The organism is Bythopirellula polymerisocia (assembly GCF_007860015.1).
GTDB lineage: Bacteria > Planctomycetota > Planctomycetia > Pirellulales > Lacipirellulaceae > Bythopirellula > Bythopirellula polymerisocia.
Window position 1 is genome coordinate 387,663 of record NZ_SJPS01000003.1, and the last position, 18,893, is coordinate 406,555.

The 18,893-nt window shown below is 48.5% G+C and carries 19 protein-coding genes; 13 read left to right on the forward strand and 6 right to left on the reverse strand.

The genetic code is table 11. The features are described from left to right. Positions 1 to 372 precede the first annotated feature (372 nt). The 3 genes from Pla144_RS11100 to Pla144_RS11110 all read left to right on the forward strand — a co-directional run bounded on the left by Pla144_RS11100 (position 373) and on the right by Pla144_RS11110 (position 2,396). Positions 373 to 1,092 (forward strand): DnaJ domain-containing protein, encoded by a 720-nt coding sequence (locus Pla144_RS11100; protein ID WP_146450739.1) that lies wholly within the window; start codon positions 373 to 375, stop codon positions 1,090 to 1,092. Continuing rightward, positions 1,089 to 1,958, forward strand: a complete 870-nt coding sequence (locus Pla144_RS11105) for a hypothetical protein (protein WP_146450740.1) — start codon at positions 1,089 to 1,091, stop codon at positions 1,956 to 1,958. The genes Pla144_RS11100 and Pla144_RS11105 overlap by 4 nt, the downstream gene beginning before the upstream one ends. Positions 1,959 to 2,078: 120 nt before the next feature. Then, positions 2,079 to 2,396, forward strand: coding sequence for a DUF6804 family protein (locus tag Pla144_RS11110; protein WP_146450741.1), 318 nt, complete (start codon positions 2,079 to 2,081; stop codon positions 2,394 to 2,396). Between the two features lie 1,105 nt (positions 2,397 to 3,501). On the opposite strand, the gene Pla144_RS11115 is transcribed toward Pla144_RS11110, so the two are convergent. Then, a complete protein-coding gene (locus Pla144_RS11115) occupies positions 3,502 to 3,732 on the reverse strand; it encodes a hypothetical protein (RefSeq protein WP_146450742.1) in 231 nt (76 codons plus the stop codon). Positions 3,733 to 4,033: 301 nt separating this feature from the next. Between Pla144_RS11115 and Pla144_RS11120 the strand changes: the two genes are divergently transcribed. After that, a complete protein-coding gene (locus Pla144_RS11120) occupies positions 4,034 to 4,735 on the forward strand; it encodes a hypothetical protein (protein WP_146450743.1) in 702 nt (233 codons plus the stop codon). Between the two features lie 236 nt (positions 4,736 to 4,971). Here Pla144_RS11120 and Pla144_RS11125 read toward each other — a convergent pair whose 3' ends face one another. Beyond that, a complete protein-coding gene (locus Pla144_RS11125; protein ID WP_146450744.1) occupies positions 4,972 to 6,387 on the reverse strand; it encodes a helicase associated domain-containing protein in 1,416 nt (471 codons plus the stop codon). A gap of 376 nt (positions 6,388 to 6,763) precedes the next feature. On the opposite strand from Pla144_RS11125, the gene Pla144_RS11130 reads away from it, so the two are divergent. The 6 genes from Pla144_RS11130 to Pla144_RS11150 all read left to right on the forward strand — a co-directional run bounded on the left by Pla144_RS11130 (position 6,764) and on the right by Pla144_RS11150 (position 12,248). Continuing rightward, on the forward strand, positions 6,764 to 7,696 hold the full coding sequence (locus Pla144_RS11130) for a DUF5655 domain-containing protein (protein WP_146450745.1): 933 nt from the start codon (positions 6,764 to 6,766) through the stop codon (positions 7,694 to 7,696). 276 nt (positions 7,697 to 7,972) lie between these two features. Next, positions 7,973 to 8,875 (forward strand): hypothetical protein, encoded by a 903-nt coding sequence (locus tag Pla144_RS11135; RefSeq protein ID WP_146450746.1) that lies wholly within the window; start codon positions 7,973 to 7,975, stop codon positions 8,873 to 8,875. 486 nt (positions 8,876 to 9,361) lie between these two features. Next, a complete protein-coding gene (locus tag Pla144_RS24555; protein WP_197530576.1) occupies positions 9,362 to 9,796 on the forward strand; it encodes a hypothetical protein in 435 nt (144 codons plus the stop codon). 2 nt (positions 9,797 to 9,798) lie between these two features. Further along, positions 9,799 to 10,479: a hypothetical protein gene (locus Pla144_RS11140; RefSeq protein ID WP_146450747.1), complete on the forward strand. Its 681-nt coding sequence runs from the start codon at positions 9,799 to 9,801 to the stop codon at positions 10,477 to 10,479. A 36-nt stretch (positions 10,480 to 10,515) separates the two neighbouring features. Then, positions 10,516 to 11,082: a hypothetical protein gene (locus tag Pla144_RS11145; protein WP_146450748.1), complete on the forward strand. Its 567-nt coding sequence runs from the start codon at positions 10,516 to 10,518 to the stop codon at positions 11,080 to 11,082. Between the two features lie 29 nt (positions 11,083 to 11,111). Beyond that, complete coding sequence (locus tag Pla144_RS11150) at positions 11,112 to 12,248, forward strand: S1/P1 nuclease (RefSeq protein WP_197530577.1); 1,137 nt, start codon at positions 11,112 to 11,114, stop codon at positions 12,246 to 12,248. A 29-nt stretch (positions 12,249 to 12,277) separates the two neighbouring features. Here the strand turns inward: Pla144_RS11150 and Pla144_RS11155 are convergent, their stop codons facing one another. After that, on the reverse strand, positions 12,278 to 12,844 hold the full coding sequence (locus Pla144_RS11155; protein ID WP_146450750.1) for a PEP-CTERM sorting domain-containing protein: 567 nt from the start codon (positions 12,842 to 12,844) through the stop codon (positions 12,278 to 12,280). A 356-nt stretch (positions 12,845 to 13,200) separates the two neighbouring features. On the opposite strand from Pla144_RS11155, the gene Pla144_RS11160 reads away from it, so the two are divergent. Beyond that, complete coding sequence (locus Pla144_RS11160; RefSeq protein ID WP_146450751.1) at positions 13,201 to 13,797, forward strand: SOS response-associated peptidase; 597 nt, start codon at positions 13,201 to 13,203, stop codon at positions 13,795 to 13,797. Positions 13,798 to 14,355: 558 nt separating this feature from the next. On the opposite strand, the gene Pla144_RS11165 is transcribed toward Pla144_RS11160, so the two are convergent. From Pla144_RS11165 to Pla144_RS11175, 3 genes are all read right to left on the reverse strand, one after another. Then, a complete protein-coding gene (locus Pla144_RS11165) occupies positions 14,356 to 15,726 on the reverse strand; it encodes a deoxyguanosinetriphosphate triphosphohydrolase family protein (RefSeq protein ID WP_146450752.1) in 1,371 nt (456 codons plus the stop codon). 18 nt (positions 15,727 to 15,744) lie between these two features. Beyond that, positions 15,745 to 15,981 (reverse strand): hypothetical protein, encoded by a 237-nt coding sequence (locus Pla144_RS11170; protein ID WP_146450753.1) that lies wholly within the window; start codon positions 15,979 to 15,981, stop codon positions 15,745 to 15,747. 390 nt (positions 15,982 to 16,371) lie between these two features. Then, positions 16,372 to 16,602 (reverse strand): hypothetical protein, encoded by a 231-nt coding sequence (locus Pla144_RS11175; RefSeq protein ID WP_146450754.1) that lies wholly within the window; start codon positions 16,600 to 16,602, stop codon positions 16,372 to 16,374. A 245-nt stretch (positions 16,603 to 16,847) separates the two neighbouring features. Between Pla144_RS11175 and Pla144_RS11180 the strand changes: the two genes are divergently transcribed. Both Pla144_RS11180 and Pla144_RS11185 read left to right on the forward strand, forming a co-directional pair. After that, positions 16,848 to 18,071: a tyrosine-type recombinase/integrase gene (locus Pla144_RS11180; protein ID WP_146450755.1), complete on the forward strand. Its 1,224-nt coding sequence runs from the start codon at positions 16,848 to 16,850 to the stop codon at positions 18,069 to 18,071. 79 nt (positions 18,072 to 18,150) lie between these two features. Next, positions 18,151 to 18,813, forward strand: coding sequence for a hypothetical protein (locus Pla144_RS11185; protein WP_146450756.1), 663 nt, complete (start codon positions 18,151 to 18,153; stop codon positions 18,811 to 18,813). Positions 18,814 to 18,893 lie beyond the last annotated feature (80 nt).

Sequence of the window (18,893 nt, forward strand, 5' to 3'; positions counted from 1 at the left end):
AGGGCTGAAATCTCAAAATCTCGGCCGGAATAGTTTGCCCATCTGCGCAGTTCCCGGCGAAGACATGAAATTCTATGCGGTTGCTTTCTATCCCGTCTAAGAGATGGCTATACTGGAAATCCTGTACCCAGTCCTCACTCCCAGGGCAACCCTTTGTAGGTAGAGTTATCCAGTCGAAAATTTCCACAATTAGCAGAACACTGATGTCTTTTTCTTGCCGACTAGCGACAATCAAGTCGGCTTTCAGAAAGTTCAGTTTGGCTCACACTCGTATGGTTGATTTCTCTTATGTTCACTGTCTGATGCGAAAGTGTGGGCTTAACTTTTTATTGACTTCGATTGCGTGTGAAAAGTGCGGAGAGATTCCTTCTTATGTTTGATTATGCTTTGACTTCAGCTAACCCAATGGGTTATAGCATAACAGTACTACTAGCTTGGCTTGCAGCATCAGATGGCAAGATTTCAGAAGAAGAACTTGAGTGTTTAACTAGCGCTTCCAAGGCGGGAAGCATTCAAGAAAAAGGAATCAAACAAGCGATCCTCTGTGCCAAGAATTTCGACTTATCTCATATTAATGAGGCATGCGAAATAGTGAAGCAGCTTGACACTGATCATTCACTCCTGTTTCTTGAACTCGCTATTGGACTTTCGTTGGCAGACGGGTATTTGGGGAACTCGGAACTTCATGTCCTATTGTTTTTTGCCGATCTCCTTGATGTACCTCTTAAGAAGCTCGGTGCATTGTTTACGCAAGTGACAAGCCATAGCTTCCCTGCCCCAGGTGATCCAAGTTCTATGAAATGGTGGCATCAAAGAGAGGGACGTGGGCAAAGGCAACAGTCTAAGGATCACACTCGTTCGCACAATGGTAGAAATACCGAACAATCACAAACCAGCCCTCCAGCTTCAGCTTATGCGACATTAGGATTGGAAGCAGGTGCTACTATCAAAGAGATTCAAGAGGCATTTCGTAGGTTATCCAAGATACATCATCCGGATCGGTTTCATCAGCTGGGAGAAGAAGCTGTTGCTGCAGCTACGATCACCTATAAGAGAATACTCACCGCTTACGAGTCCTTTGCAATCCCATGAACGATTTCTATCGCCGACTCAAATTGAAGCCTTATACGAATGATCTTAAGCTCATTCGTGAAAGGATTCTAGCACAAGCCTCAACATCGCATTGGGTAGAAGATGCATTCCAAATATTACTCGACGACAAGAGAAAGCGAGTCTATGACCGCACTCACAAGGCCTTGATGGCAGTCTCTCATCTTCGTTTAAAACAAGGGCTGTACAATAGTCCTGGCTGGAAAGTTGCTTCAGCTGCTGATTTTCAAATGGTGCGAACCTCGTCGAAGACACCACCCCCACCTGAGCAAAATGACTGGAGTAAGCGAGCGAGAACGTTGGAACGCCGGAAGTTAGCTCTGATAATTCTGGCGAACGTAGGTCTTATTGCCTTATTCCTATATTTGGTCCTTGACCAAAATCGAGGCCCCTCGGAGAGGTCTTACCAGAATCCCTCCAAAGGAAATGTACGAGCTGAGCCCAAGAATTCGGCTCTTGCACTGCCTTTAACTGGCATCATCTGGGGCGACAATTCTTTCAGACGAAGCGCAGTAGCACCTTTGAAGATTACTACATCGAGGGGAGCTAACTACTATGTAAAGTTGGTTGGATTACAATCTAAGCAAGTTGTGGCGACGTTCTTTATTCGAGGCGGAGAGATGCTGGAAATTGAAGTCCCACTTGGCACCTTTGAGATTCGATACGCAATGGGCGATCAGTGGTACGGTACATCCGATTACTTTGGGTCAGGAACTAGTTATTCGCGTGCTGATGCCGTTTTTGAATTCACTAAAGAATCGAACCACTATTCAGGATATGAAATAGAACTGATTTTGCAGAGCAATGGCAATTTGGAAACCGAATCAATTTCGGAAGAAGACTTCTAGGTTTGCGATAGTCTTAGTAGCTCTTAGCTCTGCAATGTGAGGGGGCTGCTCACTTTAGGCTTGCCAGGTTGGTGTTTGAAACCAAATTGACGAAGCCTATCAATTTAAGATGAATTAACCTTGACTATAACTTGGATGCCACAAGCTGTTGTTGTCTTGATGCTGCTCTGGGCTATGAATCCTGGCAATCCCTACGCGTACTACAATTTGCTCCGAGTTGTTTGCTGTGGTGTCTTTGCTTACCTCGCATACAAAGCGTCAGATCGAGAAAAGAAAGAATGGGCTTGGGTTTTGGGTATACTTGCGTTGGTCTACAACCCACTTTTCCGTGTTCACCTGAATAGAGAACTATGGTCTCTCGTTAACTTAGTCACGATTGCCATTGCTATAGCTTCGGCATTTGCCCTAAAGGTGGACGAGGTAGACGACAACAGTTGATTCTTGCGTCGTCTCAATTTTTACCCAGGAAACCGAAAAAGGGATGAATTTAGAAGACAAATAAGGCGAGGATTGTCAGTTACGGATGACAAACTCGGCTGGCTGATACTGCTGGCCATTTTAAAATTAAGAGGCTCCGGTCATCGAGATCTCATTATGGGCAAATCGTCTTGTGGTAGGAAAATGTGCAGGCTAAGATTGGCAAGCACTGTAGATAGAAATGCTTCTTGTCCTTTTCCTGAAAGTACCCCCTACACCTTAACCTACAATATCTACCTCCAATGCTGGCAGCAAATAATTCGATACTTTAAGGGGTAGCGGAGAAAATGAAAAAGGCTAGTTATAATGTTTACGAGGTATAACATTCTGAGGTGGATTTGTTTTATTCCCGCTGGATTTATCTCAGCATTTCTGGTCTCGTTTCCGGTTCACTGGTTTGTCATGGTGAATTTGGGTGGTTGGGCCTTTGATCCACTGATCGTAATCGACAGTGAACAGACCTTACGGGCCATTGAGCTATTTCTTCAGGCTGGGGCAGGATCGTTGGCATTTGTATACTTCGCATCTAGTACCGCTCCCAGTCACAGATTCTTTGTTTCGATTTTTCTAGCAGTTATCGTCACACTTGGGTTGGAGTTCGCAGTGTACTGGTTGAACGTAGAGTTGGATTCCGGAGGAAGCAATTACGAATTCAGAGGTGGATTCTACAATACTGTTGCTCGAGTTGTCGGGGCAACGGCAGCGTCATATCTAATTTGGCATTCAGAGAAAAGACAATCAGACTTGTAGAGAGAATCGTCCGCTAATTCTAAGGCTTGCTAATTGCATGAGAGTTTGGATCATTTTGCTGAGAGTGTTTGCTTACTTTTGGCTGACGGCCTCTCTACTACTAATTCTCTCAGGCATTGCGGGCATCTGGATGAAAGGTGGCCTCTCTGCCATTCAAGGACTGCTCAGTCCTTTTAACATTGTTAACTGGATTGTCACCGCAATTACACTTGCACCAGGCGTTGGAGCTCTGGCTTGGGCAGATAAACTAAGCTCGAAGGATTCTAATACACCATAGAGCCATTGCTGCAATTTCACTCTGGGATTGCATTTTTTGTCAGCCGCTACGTTTTCTATTCGACGAAAACACTGATCCGGATATGGCTGCCCCTTCGACAGCCTTTGCAATCGCCTGAGATTCAGTCTGGCCGAAAAATCCCTTGCTCTTATTCCCCTGAGACAGATAGCAAATCCATTGTCCGTAGCCAATCTGGCCGGTGTCGGTAAGCTTCACCTCAAACCCCTTCGCCTCAAGTGCTCTGATCCTCTCTGAAATGCCTTCTGCCATCGCCCAAGCCCTCCAGGATGTTTGGAATCCGGCAATAACCATACGTGTACGTATGGCCACCCACAAGCCCCTAGGAGCCCCGCTGGCGCTATCTTGTGTTGGAGGGGTGAAGAGTCGGCACAAGTGGCATGCTGGCGCTGGCGGGTACGGATGCCCCCGGAATTGGGCGCATCATGCGTTCAAAATTCGGAGAAACTCGTTATGCGATAGTTGCCTTCTGACTCTCGGCAGCTTAGCATGGACAGCTTCCGGGCGGCTCGGTTCGAGCCGCGCATACTTCTCTTCTTATAGGTGATAAATAATGTACCAATCATGTATTCCTTGGTTCTTCATTGTGACGATCGCAACTTTTGTTGCACAGTCGACAGTCAAGGCTGATTTAGTCATTGATGGCATCAATAATTTTTCAGCCGCAAATACTTATCCGACTTCCGACGCGACGTATACTGGGTATGCCGCTGCAGATTCGACCAGCTTTCATTTTGGGTTTGATGGAGCCGACGTTCTAAATGGTGGGTCTAGTCATTTTATCGTTGCATATCTTGGAAATGGCGGACTTGGTTCGACGACAGGATTGAATTTTAATACTCAACAACCGAGTCTTCCGTTCTCGGCCACGCACGCTTTCGTCTATCGTGCGGACGGTTTTTTCACTGATGGATATCAGTGGAATGGTGCATCTTGGGTGGCTGGCCTTTCGTCGAATACGTCCGAAAATGGACAGTTTTTTGAAGCATCTTTATCGATGAACGATTTAGGCAATCCAAACTCTGTTGACTTCGTTTCCTACTTCTTGTTTGAAGGTTCTGGGTTTGAATCGTCGTACGCAGTTTTTCCTAGTACTGCTTTCGCCAATGGCTCGTACGACCCGAATATAGGCAGTTCACTTACGATAACAGCCGTGCCAGAGCCATCTTCTTTTCTTTTTTTTGGAGCCACTGGAGTAGCAATTGGATGCTTTCGTTTCCTAATCAAACGAGGGCAATTTCTTTCCCAAGCTTGACGCTGAACAGGAAAGCTTCAAACATCGAGGGCTTGAATCTTCTGCGTTTTTTATTGGTGTGACTGCCTCGCCATGCATCGTTTCCGGGAAAGCGTGGGTTCGCTTCGAGACTAGCTAAGTGAATAAGGTCACTATGTCCCATGCAGCGGAACGGCAGAATTCTTTGCAACTCATGTCTGACCCTCTTGAGTCTCGAAACGCATATCGCTGAGACGCCTCGGCTTTATTGATCGGCGCTAATTACGACGCACTGCTTTCCAACAGAACCCGATCTTATTCAGTCGAGCTATTCGTTCTTTGCTTAGCAATCTCTGTCTTTTCCTAGTTCGTTGATTGCTAACCCAAACGCCAAGTTCAGGGTTTTTGGCCCACCTCTGAGGCACGTCACAGTCTCCATGCTTTTTCTTATATGCCTTCAGCTGGTTGAACATCTTTTCCCATGATGCTTCCCAGACGGCAAACTCAAAGCCCAGTTTTTCAAGTCGCTTGATACGGCGGTTGCTCAGCAGACCTTGGCTATAGTTGTAGCGTTGTGTTCTGATCCATAATGCGAGTCGCGGATTTTCGTTCCAATTGATCGGTACACGACAATCCCCGTGCTTCGCCTTGAAATCTTCAAGCGACGCGAACATTTCGTCCCAAGCGTTTGAGATGAGTGACCACACAAAGCCAATTTTCTCCAGCCGTTGAAGGCGGGATTTGCTCAGTTGGCCTTTGTTGTACGACTTTCGTTGCGTTCTAATCCACAAAGCTAGCTGTGGATTGTCTTTCCATTCCAGAGGTACAAGTGTATCTCCATGTTTCGCCTTATAATCACAAAGTGCTTGGAACATCTCTTCCCATGGAGTTGGCTTTATTTCCCAGACGAAACCTAGCGAATCAAGTTTCGCAATTCGGTCTTTGCTCAGCCTCCCTTGCTTGAGTGCTCTTCGTTGGGAGGCAACCCAGGCGGCAAGTTTTTCGTTGTCGCTCCACCGCCAGGGCACAAGGCAATCACCATGCTTGGCCTTATATCTCTTGAGTGCCTGGAACATTTCTTCCCAAGCTGCTTCGTGACTATCCCATGCGAAGCCGAGGGACTTCAATCGAGAGATGCGAACTATACTGAGATTATCTTTTTGGTATTCAGCTCGCTGGGTACTAACCCACTCACCAAGTCGCGGATTGACCTCAAACTTGTTCGGCACATTACAATCACCATGCTTGAGCTTATACTTCTTGAGTTCAACAAACATCTCTTCCCACCTAGCGGCCAATGGTTTCCACACGAACCCAAGCTTCTCAAGCCGCGAAATGCGTTCTTTGCTGAGCAAACCTTTCTTATATGCGTGCCGCTGCTGACTTACCCAAGGGCGAAGTTTCGATCTGCCCGCCCACTGGGATGGCACATTGCAGTGGCCATGCTTGGCTTTGTACTTCTGGAGTTCAACGAACATCGATTCCCATTTAGCGGCCAAAGGATTCCATACGAACCCAATCTTCTCAAGTCGTGCGGTACGCTCTTTACTGAGTTTTTCTGTCTTGTGTGTGTGCCGCTGCTGACTAACCCAAGGGCCAAGTTTCGGATTGCCCGACCAATTGTGTGGCACATAGCAGTCACCGTGCTTAGCCTTGTATTTCTTGAGTTCAGCGAACATTTCTTCCCAGCTCACTTCAAACTCTCTCCTCTAAGCCACTTTTGTCAGTTACGAGATTCATGTGACATGCTTTCTTTCACGAATCCCACTAGCAATCACACCAACTACATAGTGTAATTTAGGGATGATTTACCGCATAGCATTTTTCTTGAGTCTCATCTTCCCAGCCAACTATTCCCATGGCTGGCCTGAATCCGGCCAAGGCAATTATAAGGTCGCCGCTCGAACCATTCTTACCGATCAATTACTCAGAATCTTATTTGAAACAGGGAGGCAACCTCTCACGGCATCGGGCAACAGAAGCAGGCTATCGACTTGCTGAGATCTGGCGACGTGCTCTTTCACAGGTGCAATAAAATAATTCTGTTCACACTACCTTAGAGGATAAGCTATGCCGCTATTCACCATCGCAAGAGAATCACTCTCTGCAGTCGAACAAACTAATTTCGCGATTGAGAAAACACTGCAAAACCTCATCGAGGCGAATTTGCAAACAGTTTTTAACTGTCGATTGATTGCTTCTGAGTTTTCTACTGGCCAACAGCATGCTGGCCGAATCGATACACTTGGCCTCTCCGAGGACAATAATCCCGTAATTATCGAGTACAAGAAAGTCGAGTCTTCGGAGCTCGTTACTCAAAGCCTCTACTATCTTCATTGGATTTACGATCACCGTGGCGATTTTGAAGTAGCAGCGCGAAACTCGCTCGGCTCGGTCGAGGTGGATTGGTCAGATATACGTGTCATTTGCATCGCGCCGAATTACAAAAAGTATGACCTGTTCGCCGTCCAAGTCATGGACACACAACTTGAGCTTTGGACTTATCGATTATTCAAAAACGATTCTCTTTATCTCGAGGAAGTTCTCCATAAATCTTCTAGTATATCAACCAACGACCGCACCGGTGAAAAGGACCCGAAGATGGTAGCCGCTGGGAAGAAAGCGGCGATAACCAGGGCCACTGGATCGTACACGGTGGACAGCTTGGTTGAAGGAAAACCCGAAAACATCAAGTCACTTGTAGAGGTGGTGCGAGAATATATTCTGGCCCTTGATCCCTCCATAGAAGAGTCGCCGAAAAAGTTTTATGTAGCCTACAAGATTTCTCAAAATATCGCATGCATGGAGATCCAAAAACAGCGAATTCTGGTTTTTGTCAAACTTGACCCGGAGGAGGTGAATGCTCCACCCGGCTTATCCCGTAACGTGTCTGCGATCGGGCATTTTGGTACCGGCGATTTAGAACTATCAATTCGGTCAGTGGATGATTTCGAGAAGGTAAAGGATTTGATCGAAATGGCTTATCAAAAAGTTGGTGGTTGAATAATGTGCTACCACTTACGATTATTGAACGAACCTCGCCAAGCAGTTCAAGGCAACTATTGCTGATGGGTTAATCTGCGACATCGTCGTAGCTGGAGTCAAGATTGGTAGTTTTTGCCGACGAATCGTCGGTATTCAGAGAGGATGATTATCGTTTTTAAACTGAGGTATTGCCTAGCCTTTTTTACAAAGTCACAATCCTTCACCGCGTTGACACAAGATCAATCTGGATCATTCCCTTCTTAAGCATTTCCATTCAGAAAGCTATAACCCGTAATGACGACACGAAAAAGAATTCCCGACGACACGGAAAAAGAAGTACTGCTTCAAAGCCGTAGAAGGTGCTGCCTCTGCTTTTGGCTCGAAGGAATCGATGAGGTCGTCAAGGGACAGATAGCACATCTAGATCAGGATCCATCAAACAGTTCCTTCGAAAACTTAGCGTTTCTCTGCTTTGATCATCACGATGAGTATGATGGGAAGACAAAGCAAGCAAAGGGACTTAAGGAAAGTGAGGTTACCAAATGGAGAGACGAACTCTACAAGGAGATGGAGTATCGGTTCCGTAGCGTAAAGGCCCGAAAACTAGAGTTGCGGATATCAAACTATCTGATGGTAAATGTCGGCGTAGATTTTAAACTGAGGTTCCGTCTGAAAAATGTAGGACAAGCTTCGGCGCGGAACATTACGGTCTCAATCAGACTGCAGGATAACATTTCAGCAGAGTCTCCAAAGAAGCAGGAGTCTAAACCAAAGATAACCACAACATCAGGTGTAAGCAGACTAGTGATTCCAGAGCTAATGACTGTAGAGCCCACCGAACTGCCAGACGCGTTCGGATTCTACGAATCCGAAGAAGACTTCTTCGAAGAAGTCGGTGGCCGCGTTGCCAGCATTGATCCGCTTGGGCCAATGAATCTGGGTCTCCTCCCCGATCACAGTATTTGGTTTGAGGGGCTTGGCTTCCACATCACGGACTATCCACCAGGAACAGATTTGGTATTAGGCTACCGCATAGATGCAGAAGATATGGATTCGGTTAAGGGCACTCTCCAGGGGACAATTCCCATCGGAGCGGAGTGGGTGCTTCAACAGCCCGAGGAGTTCGGATTGCCAAGGAGCATCACTCTACAGGAGGTTAAACAAATAATCGCTGAGAGCAAGCAAGATGTTTCCTAATAAAACGTCTACCATTGTCTCACTACCAAGAAGTCCACTCCTTGTACTCAATGTTTGAGATTCACGCCCAGGCCACCTACGTTGTGGCCCTAGAACGATTCTCAAGCGAAACCTTTACCACCCAACTTCCCCCGCCCCTTCGATCGCCATAGCAACCGCCCGAGATTCTGTCCCCTCGAAGAATCCCCGCGACAAGTGGCAAACCCGTTGCCCGTACCGGTTCATCGGGATAGCTAAGATCGCCGCGGGAATCAATAGCTACACCAGCCAGCTGAGTGATAATTCGTCAGGCATGGAAGTATTCTAGCTCATTGTTAATAATGGTTGCCGGGTTCGGACACCATGTCGACAGCTTAGCGGTTTTCTGCAGATAACTCAGGCAAAAATTCAGCTCTTCGACATTCATCGACTTAGACTGCTTGTTTTCATTAATCTGCCAGTTTACCCTGTAGTTTTATTCAGCATTGTTCTTTGGCGTATTCCGCAATGGGTAAAGTATCAAGAGAACAGGATGCTGTGGGATGTACAGTAGTATGTGTACTTGGTTTTTTCTTCTTAGTTTCAGTTTTAAGCAGCAGGAATGGCGGTGCAAACTACCAGAATGAGGCTGGGATACTCGGGGCACATGAGAATGGTTCCGTCGCGGGAGTCAAAGACGGTACCAAGGCTGGCGTTGTGGCGCGACTCGAGGACGCAGAAGACGAAGGTTATTGGAACGCCGTTGCCAAAGTGAAAGCATCGAGGGATTACGTTCTTATGCCTCACTACTGTCTAGCAATTGCTTTAACTGCGTTCGCAATCGGTTTCTTTGGCCAATTCTCTTTATTCTACGCGCTCAGGCGATTCGGAATTCTTGCGGACATCGATCTTATACTTCTGCCGAAAAGTAGCCGGGTCGTTAAGCTTCGAATAAATGAGTAGCAATGATGGCGAAGTATCAATACCCTTGGATCGTTTGCTTTGCTATGCTCATTGCTGCCGCAACAGGCTGCACGTCCACCCACAACAAAATCTGGGAGTCTGCCTACGACTCAAATTTCTCTGCCGCTTATCGCGATGGTTGGAATAAGCCAAACGAAAGCGAACTTCGTTCTGCATGGGAGCACGGCGAAGAAAAAGCCAATAAGGATTTGGCTAACGCAACAGTTTGGTGGCTATACTATCCGCTAGCCATTAACAGCTTGGCGGTGGGCATAATCGTAGGCCTCGCTGGGCAGTATTCGGCTATCTTTTACTGTCGCTGGAAGCAAGAGATTTCCGAGTTTCCAGCCTCACTGTTAATTCCAGCCTTCAGACTCTCGCGAGCCTTTCCAACTCTTGACCTGATCTCGCAATCGAACCATCAAATTCGACAGATCCAAATATTGAGACAGATAAAGGCGTGGCGGGTCGCGACTATAAAGCAATTTGTCACTGATAGGTTACGGGCACAAAACGAACTTGACGCTGAGTCTCAAGCTGCATTGTTAAGGAGAGCAATGCGAGACTTGGACAATATTGTCAACGACGGCCAAATTCTCGCAAATTCAATGACTGATCTCTGCGATCAGTCGCAAACTGAAATTATTGAATCGACGATCGACGAGTGGGGATCCGCGAGATAAATTCTATAACCAAAAGGTAGAAAGGTGTAATCACAGATGGAAGATCGTAGCAACACAGACTGGAGTTTCATTGACGAACAGATTCGGAAAAAGGATTCAGAACCGCGGGATGCTTTAATACCTACCGCTAATCGACAATCGGCACTTGCGGAATCGAAGGGCTCGATTAGCATGCAGGTCCCGGAACTTTCTGTGCCAGACGGCTTACTTTCGCAGTTCAAAGCAAATCAGATTAAGCGTAAGTCTGCACTCGAGGCGCTCCAAACTCACTATGGCAGTCAGATAGATGTTTTAAAGCATACGCTTTCAAGGGCCGCACAAGTCGAGAAATCGCGAGCAGATGTTACAGCTAGTCAATTTCTAAAAGAACTGGATTCAAAATATCTGGAAGTATTAGCGCAACTTGGAATGCGGAACAAAGACACTCGTGAGAAGGCGATTCTCGACCTCACGGATCAAACTACTGTAAGGTTGCGGGAGGTTGCAGCGAAGGATTGGCCACAGCAGTTCAAGGATTCGATAATTAGTGAGCTCATGTCCCTCCATCAGCGCTATATAGACGAAATTGTAGCGGAGTTGGGGAGCGATTATGCCGGCCAGTAACTTTGAGACTTACGTCTAAAGATATGGCAATGCGAACTTCCTTACTGTGCCTTGTCGTTATTGCATCCGCTCACTTACCCGCGTTTGCCTGGAACGCTCTCGGCCACAAAGTCATTGCCGAAATAGCGTGGGAAACACTCTCCCCTGAAAAGCAATCCAAGATTGCCGATACCCTAAAGCGCCACCCCCGCTACGCTGAAGACTTTAGAGATCTGGAAACCGATCAAGAGATTTTTCTTCATGCGGCAACATGGCCAGATATTGCCCGAGGCATTCGTGGGCCTGATCGCGACAAGTTCGATAAGCCCATCTGGCATTATGTGAACTTTCCGATAGGCGATGGCAAAACAAATCTTGCGACTAATCCCAAGGAATCCAAGTCAATTTCCTGGAACGTCATGCAGGCCACTAACTTCTGTGAAAGCGTGGTCAACAGCGATGCACCGCCACAAGAAAAGGCCCTTGCCTATTCGTGGCTCTTGCACCTGGTTGGGGATGCTCACCAGCCGATGCACTCAACAGCGTTGTTTTCGGAGCGATTCCCAAAAGGCGACCGGGGAGGAAACTCTCTCAAGCTTGCGAAGGGGCAAAACCTTCATTCCGTCTGGGATAATTTCATCGGTCGATCTCACGCATTGAACAACGTGCGGTTGAAGGCGTATCAACTAAAGGCTCAGCCTGAATTCTGGGACGTCGATACGACCGGAAATATCTCAGATTGGATTGAAGAGAGCCACAAGCTTGCAGTAGAGTTTGCCTACGACGATGCAATCCTGAAAGCGATACTAGGAACTGAAGATATACCGCCGATTGTACTTCCAGAATCTTACTACAAGCAGGCGGGAGAACATGCTAGAGCTAGGGTCGTTGCTGCGGGGTTGCGGTTGGGTGCCATGCTCGGGGGCAATCAAGAGCATATTGCCAAAAACCAGACCTCTAAGCCAGCGTATGATTCTGAGGTAGAGGATCGAAGCCCGCTGGCAGCTGAGCCGACCAGCAAGGTAAACGCCAAGATAGAAGTCTCAACTTCACCTGCTACCGGCTATTGGCTCAATACCAATACGAACGTCCGGCACAATCCAAGCTGTACGAACTTCAAGAACACAAAAAACGGCAGGCATTGCGGACCCAACGAGGGCAAGCCTTGCGGGATCTGCGGAGGCTGATTGTGTGAGAAACGGCCTAGAACAGCGCGTCACTTCGTTACACGGTTTTGCTTCAGCTTCTTAAACCCAAGTAGCCCCATACCAACCAAACCCAAGCATAAAAATGCACTAGGTTCCGGCACGGCAGTGAATTGGGCGAAGCCGGTGCCAGGTGCGTCAAAGACCGTCCCTAAAAACTCCCCCGCAGTCTCGGTATGATTAGTCCATAACGGCAATAGGCGATTGTCAGCGTTCAGCCACCCATTTGTCTGAAACTTCACCCCAGCTTCTGGTGCCTCACTGTCCACGTTCGGTTGAAATATTATCACCGTTTGTGATGAGTCCACGACTTGTGTGTTAAGCAACGAATTCAATGCCAACCTCGCCGCTGGGATATCGGCATCGGGTAAATCACCCACCCTTAACGGAGACAGCGCACCATTGTTATTAAAGGTAAAAGTAACGTCATAAATCTGGGTGTTGATGGCAATGCCGGAGACTGACACCGGCCGACTGGGTGTCCCACCATCGTATGTCACGAGGACTGCGGATGCGTCTGCTCCAGTAATCATCATGGCACATATCACGGCATAATGAATTCGGCTGTTGGCGATCATAAAGTTCTATTTTCTTGAAGCTATTGTGAATTGAGCCAATTGACGTAGTCTGCCACGACTTCATGTAACAAGAGCAACTACGCCGGAAGAGATCTCTGAACCATCTATCCTGCGTCAGATACATCGACGAACGGGTAGCTCAACAAGGGCCGCCTGAAAGGCGATCGACGGTGGATGTGACGGGCTTCAGTATGGGTGAACCAAAAATCAAAAGCAAGCAGATCATGTCGATTGAATACTCCAATTAGTTAAAATATCTGAAATTTGTCCCCATTGGCCTCGGTGCAGAACCAGCAGGTCAATAGTATCATGTGGCTAGAGCATGCACTCCTGTCGACGGGAACTGAGTTTCGTTCATGTGCCATCACTTCCGCCTCTTGAACGAAGCCCGCCAACTCGCCAAGCAGTTCAAGGCCACCATTGCCGACGATCAACTCCCGTTGCCCTTTGGCGACTTTTACCCACTCAGCCAGGTTCCCGTGATTCGCTTGGACGATTCAGGCGAGCGTGAGATGGTGCCGATGGAGTGGGGCCTGTTGCCGTTTTGGTGGAAGCCGTCAGGCAAGCAAACTTCTCGCAAAGCCTTTCAACGCAAATGCTTCAATGCGAGGGGGGAGACAGTCGACACGAAACCAACTTTCCGAGCAGCATTCAAGAGTCGTCGCTGCCTAATTCCTGCCACTGAGTTCATGGAGAAGGGCCACTACTTCCACCTAGCGGACAATGAGCCGTTTGTCTTTGCTGGGTTGTGGGAACACTGGCAAGGTGACGACGAGACAATCGAAACCTGTACGATTGTTACCACTACGCCAAATGCCGAAGTGCGAGACGTTGGACATCATCGTATGCCGGTCGTGTTGCTCTCCGAAACTGACTGTGAGACTTGGCTTGCTGGAGACAATCCTGTAATGGAAGTTCGCCCGGCTCCCGATGGGGCGTTGCTGACTCAATAGAATATCCGCGACAATAAGAGCCCTGTGCAATCACAGCAAGCCCGCCAAAACAAAGCGCAAAGGCTGACCGGGAGTAGTCAAGTGGCAGTGCCCAGAAATTCCCAGACTGTCGCCAGTTGAGTAAGATGCCTGCAAAGAACAGAGGCAGGCCGATGGACCAACCTGCTATAACGAAGTCATTGGGAGTCATAGTGCTATTATGGATTGGCAACTATCAGAAAACAAGAATCCAGTAATAGAACTTCTCTGCGCCCTCCACAGCCTTGACAACTACCTTTTCTTCAGTTGCCCCAAAGTATCCCCCCGGTTTCGATCCTCTGTGCGTCTATAGCAGATCCACTTCTTAAAACACGTTGTGCTGCCAATGTCCACAGTTCCGACCTGGAAGCCTAGATGCTCTAGTGCATTGATTTACCTGGTAGCGATGATATTTGGTGCCTCCTGCGATAGCCCTAAATATACAGATATGCGCATACAAGCCCCGCGGATGCATTCTAACACTATCTTGTGTCCCAAGATCCATACATCGGCACAAGTAGAATCAGCACATTGTGGTGGCTATGGAAGGAGATCAAGAACTGAGCCTGAAGATATACCGCGTAGCCTTTTGAAAGCAATAATTGCCTCATTGTCGGTGAGACTAGCCACAGCATCGGCCACGGTGCGAACTAGTCGATGTCTCGGCATCTGTGAATCGTTAACTTCATTCCAATATTCGATAACGCTTCGAAATCTTGCAGGTATTATTCTCAAGTCAGATCCGCCGCTCTCTGAAGCTTGCAGATACTCTTCAAACAGGGAGCGAACGATAAGCTTATACCCGTGTTGCTGTGTCGCTAAGGCAGGATTCAAGATTACATACTGCCAAACTAGCTCTTTCGTAATCGTGACTTGATTGCGTAAACCAGGATCAATAAATACCGGTTCCGATGGATCCTCCGTAAGTTTGGTAGCCTTAACAAATTCTCCGATTTTTTGTGCCTTAAACATATTCAAGCTCATTCGTTGTGCGCTCGATCCGTTATAAGGCTGGGTAATCGGTACTCCCCGATAGGGGCTAAAAAACTCATCAAAGGCTTTTGTGAGGTTCTCATATTCAGAACTCTGAATTGGCCCACCCTTCGCTTCGTGTCTTTTGAATACGGCATCTAAGAAGGAATCTCGCTCTTCTTTGTGCTGAGCAAGTGTATGTAGCGGAATCAGCCCGGCGCGGTAAAAATCTTCCACGTCATGAACTGAGTAAGCTATGTCATCTGCCCAGTCCATTATGGCAGCCTCAACAGCTTGATGCTTGCCTTCGGGTTTCTTTTTACGCACCCAATCGAATTCAAGTTGTTCACTTTCATATACACCCCACTTCTCAGAACTCTCTTGGTTTTTTCTTGGCCAGGGATACTTTAGGATGGCGTTCAGCGTGCCCCTCGTAAGGTTCAAACCAAATTCGTCTGGCTTGCGGTTCTGGAATTCTTGAAGGCTCGTGTTCCTGCGGTTCAAGTCAAACCTGACAGCCAGTTTTGTTGCTATTCGAAATGATTGGGCGTTGCCTTCATAGCCTTCGATACCTTCGATCTTCTGGCGGACCAACAGGGTGTCGAGTTCCTTCTCCGCGACATGACCAAAAGGCGGATGGCCGAGATCGTGTGCCAGTGCTGCGGCTTCTGCGACATCAGGGTTGACGTTGTCATGGCACCTAGATTCCTCCTGAAAGTCATCGCGAAGCCGCTCTGCTAACCTCCGCGCGATCTGGGCGACCTCAAGGCTATGGGTCAGGCGATTATGGAAGATTTGGCCCTCAGTGGGCGTCACTACTTGAGTAACCCCTGCCAATCTCCGAAACTCTTCCGTGTAGAGAATTCGATCGCGGTCACGCGCGAATGCATCGCGTTGGTCGCTGCCAGTCTCCCAGATACGATCGTCGTATTCAGCCAAGGCGCTTGCAGAGTCTTTTTAGAGTGCAGAAGAGACCTTAGCTGGGCGAAGCCTGATAATTGTCTCGGTTCCCTGATATTGGGCCTCTCCGCTATCAACTAGACGCAACACTGCCGCCCGGAAATCTCCCAAGCGAATATCTCCAAGGCTAGCCGTAACAGCTTTGTACAGATCTTGCAGCTTGATTGGTTCTTGCCGAGGCAGGCAATCTGAAGTGGCATCAGTTGCTTTGTTTATTCGCATCATGTCGGTCATATTTGAAGCCCTCCTACTTAAGTAGGCCCACATCTAGTTGGATATCCAGAGGTTCCTCACCTATATTATACTAGTTCGGCCGATCAGAGTTCGGAAGGGGAATTCAAATCTGGAAGTTTATTCTCGCTATTTTCTGCAAATTAACACCCGAAACGTCAGATCCCAGACAGGTTACCTATTCTACCAGCCTCCATCCTCGACATACACGAATTATCAAGGCTATTGCCCACGGCGGCCGTTTACGCACTGTCCGGCGAACTAGAAAACCCTCTGAATGGGAGCAGGTGAACCAGTACGCTATACCGATGGTACCTGGAGCCCGGGCACCGGATTCAAAATCTGACAGAAATCGTCCTGCGAATTCTTCCGCCTGTTCATCGTCGTTCGTGATCACCCCGAGTCTCCAGCGGTAGCCCGGCGCGAGTCCGAACCCGGCACGATTCGCAGTTGATAGCCATCAGCGGGGAGCCGATACACCCACAGCAGGACGACGACAGGATCGGAGGCGAGTAATGCAATCGCCCTGCCCTGCTTCTTTGCTAAACGGATAAATACCCGCTTGCCAATTTGCCGATCTCTGTGATACCCGTAATCTTCGAGAATCAATGCAATGGCGTGCAAGGGATTGCAAAGCACCTGAGAAGTGACTAAAGTACTATAGATACAGAGGAAAACGTTGATAGTGCCATTGCACTAGGCTAGATTCACACCGTAGAGGTCACAAGTTCGAATCTTGTGTCGCCCATTTGACGTAACTATAGCCGAATCAAAGCTTTGTGATACCTCGCGACGTTCGCGAGTGCGGCACCTAATTCGCGAAACTTCGAGTAGTCGTACTCGGAGAGTTTGCAATAAGGAGCCAACGAATGCACAAGCGCGTACCCACGTATCGGAATCACAAGGCCAGTGGCCAGGCCATCGTTGAGATCAACGGTCGCCATTTCTATCTCGGGAAGTTCGATTCCCCGGAAAGCCATGAAGCGTATCGGCGTAAGATCGCCGCCTATCTTTCTCAGCAGGAACTCGACGACACCCCCCTGCCCTCTCTCCGCATTGATCGACTGATTCTCAAATACTTCAAGTTTGCCAAGACCTACTATGTACGGAACGGCAAGCAGACCGAGGAGATCGTTGCCCTGCGGATAGCCCTCAAGCGACTTCGCAAAATGTATGGGAGTACCGAGGCAGTCAAGTTCGGCCCCAAGGCATTTAAGACCTTTCGTGATTCGATGATCCAAGAGGATCTATCTCGCAAGTATATCAACGACACTACCGGCCGTATCAAGCGAATGTTCAAGTGGGGGGTGGCAGAAGAACTCATCCCACCGGCGGTGTTCCAAGCACTTACCGCTGTGCCAGGTCTACGCAAGGGAAGAAGTGGTGCACGGGAGACGGAGAAGATACTGCCTGTCCCCGACGACGTCGTTGACGCCACCCTGCCCTTCCTGACGGAGGTCGTCGCCGACATGGTCAGGCTCCAAAGGCTGGCAGGCATGCGTCCTGCGGAGGTTTGTATCCTGCGTCCCTGCGACATTGATCGCTCGGCTGAAGTTTGGATCTACGTTCCCCAGTGGCACAAGACGGAACATGCCGATAAGGAACGGCTGATCCCCTTGGGACCTAAATGCCAGGAGATTCTACAAAAGTATCTGGATCGGAATCCGGACGACTATTGTTTCCGTCCCTGTGATTCGGAGCGGCAGCGGAAGGCCGAACGACATGCCAACCGCAAGACCCCGCTTCGTTATGGCAATCGCCCCGGCACCAGCATCATCACACTGCCCAAGCGGACTGCCGGTGAGAAATACAACACGGCCAGCTACAGACGTGCGATTCAGCGGGCGTGTGATAAGGCGTTTCCCCATCCTAAACGTTCGGTAGAATTGACTGCTCAAGAACGCCAAGAGTGGAGGTCCGAACATCGCTGGGCACCGAATCGACTGAGGCATTCCGCGGCGACGGAGATTCGTAGGAAGTTTGGATTGGAGGCGGCCCAGGTGGTGCTGGGGCACTCGGCGGCGAACGTCACGCAGATCTATGCGGAGAAGGATTACGAGTTGGCTGTGAGAGTGGCGAGGGAAGTGGGTTAGGCAATACGCTTTCTGGAAACAATGGTCATAGTCGACCAGCATACACTGCCGGTCGGTCGGGTGACATCGGGATGATCGAATGGCAAGTATCAATGAAATCTCCAAAGCTGTACAGAATACTCTTAAGCTGTTTCGTAGGCTCCAAGCATCAATCAAGGCGGTAGGTTTAGGTGTCGATGAAAATGCCATCAAGGACAATACCGACAAGACCCTGGTTGAATTGGTTAGTCAGTTAAGTCTCGCACGGAAACTACTAGACGGGGATAGTGCCTTCGCCACAGCTTCCGATCAGAGCCGCCAGTATTTGACCTACTCCGGTGTCTCGTGGCATGAGGTGGCTTTGAGGGCAGTAAGTGATTTGCTCAAAGACTTATATATCTCCATCGTCTACGATGCCCCGATTGACAATGAGGCTAAAGCAGACCTTCTACTTGACTTGCCTGCAATATTACCAGTGCGCTCCTGGGATTCTGAGGCCATCCAGAAATGTAGCGTCTTGGACGTAGACGTGGAAACGCTCTTGGCCGACGTGCGTTCGGAGTTGGCGAGGGCGACAATGCCAGTCGACGAATCCGGATGGCCAACAGTCTCGCAAGCTGCCGAAGATCAGTTCGTCTCGGCGTCCGTTATCTCCAAAGCCGCGAACAGTGGGGCCTTGAAATCCAATGGTAAGAAAGGCCGCGATAGGCGAATCGACCCCGCTAGTCTGGTGACTTGGAATCTAAAAAGAAACAAGCGGTAGTTTCCTTGAAGTTTCCGTTTAAAATTTTTCCCAGGCCTTTCCTAGGCGTTCTTCCCTGCTTCGAGTTTCCATTTTCTTTC

Coding starts and splice junctions, on each gene's coding strand:
- Pla144_RS11100 (WP_146450739.1), top strand. CDS start 373: ATGTTTGATTATGCTTTGACTTCAGCTAACCCAATGGGTTATAGCATA.
- Pla144_RS11105 (WP_146450740.1), top strand. CDS start 1,089: ATGAACGATTTCTATCGCCGACTCAAATTGAAGCCTTATACGAATGAT.
- Pla144_RS11115 (WP_146450742.1), bottom strand. CDS start 3,732: ATGGCAGAAGGCATTTCAGAGAGGATCAGAGCACTTGAGGCGAAGGGG.
- Pla144_RS11120 (WP_146450743.1), top strand. CDS start 4,034: ATGTACCAATCATGTATTCCTTGGTTCTTCATTGTGACGATCGCAACT.
- Pla144_RS11130 (WP_146450745.1), top strand. CDS start 6,764: ATGCCGCTATTCACCATCGCAAGAGAATCACTCTCTGCAGTCGAACAA.
- Pla144_RS11135 (WP_146450746.1), top strand. CDS start 7,973: ATGACGACACGAAAAAGAATTCCCGACGACACGGAAAAAGAAGTACTG.
- Pla144_RS24555 (WP_197530576.1), top strand. CDS start 9,362: ATGGGTAAAGTATCAAGAGAACAGGATGCTGTGGGATGTACAGTAGTA.
- Pla144_RS11140 (WP_146450747.1), top strand. CDS start 9,799: ATGATGGCGAAGTATCAATACCCTTGGATCGTTTGCTTTGCTATGCTC.
- Pla144_RS11145 (WP_146450748.1), top strand. CDS start 10,516: ATGGAAGATCGTAGCAACACAGACTGGAGTTTCATTGACGAACAGATT.
- Pla144_RS11150 (WP_197530577.1), top strand. CDS start 11,112: ATGCGAACTTCCTTACTGTGCCTTGTCGTTATTGCATCCGCTCACTTA.
- Pla144_RS11155 (WP_146450750.1), bottom strand. CDS start 12,844: ATGATCGCCAACAGCCGAATTCATTATGCCGTGATATGTGCCATGATG.
- Pla144_RS11160 (WP_146450751.1), top strand. CDS start 13,201: ATGTGCCATCACTTCCGCCTCTTGAACGAAGCCCGCCAACTCGCCAAG.
- Pla144_RS11170 (WP_146450753.1), bottom strand. CDS start 15,981: ATGACCGACATGATGCGAATAAACAAAGCAACTGATGCCACTTCAGAT.
- Pla144_RS11180 (WP_146450755.1), top strand. CDS start 16,848: ATGCACAAGCGCGTACCCACGTATCGGAATCACAAGGCCAGTGGCCAG.
- Pla144_RS11185 (WP_146450756.1), top strand. CDS start 18,151: ATGGCAAGTATCAATGAAATCTCCAAAGCTGTACAGAATACTCTTAAG.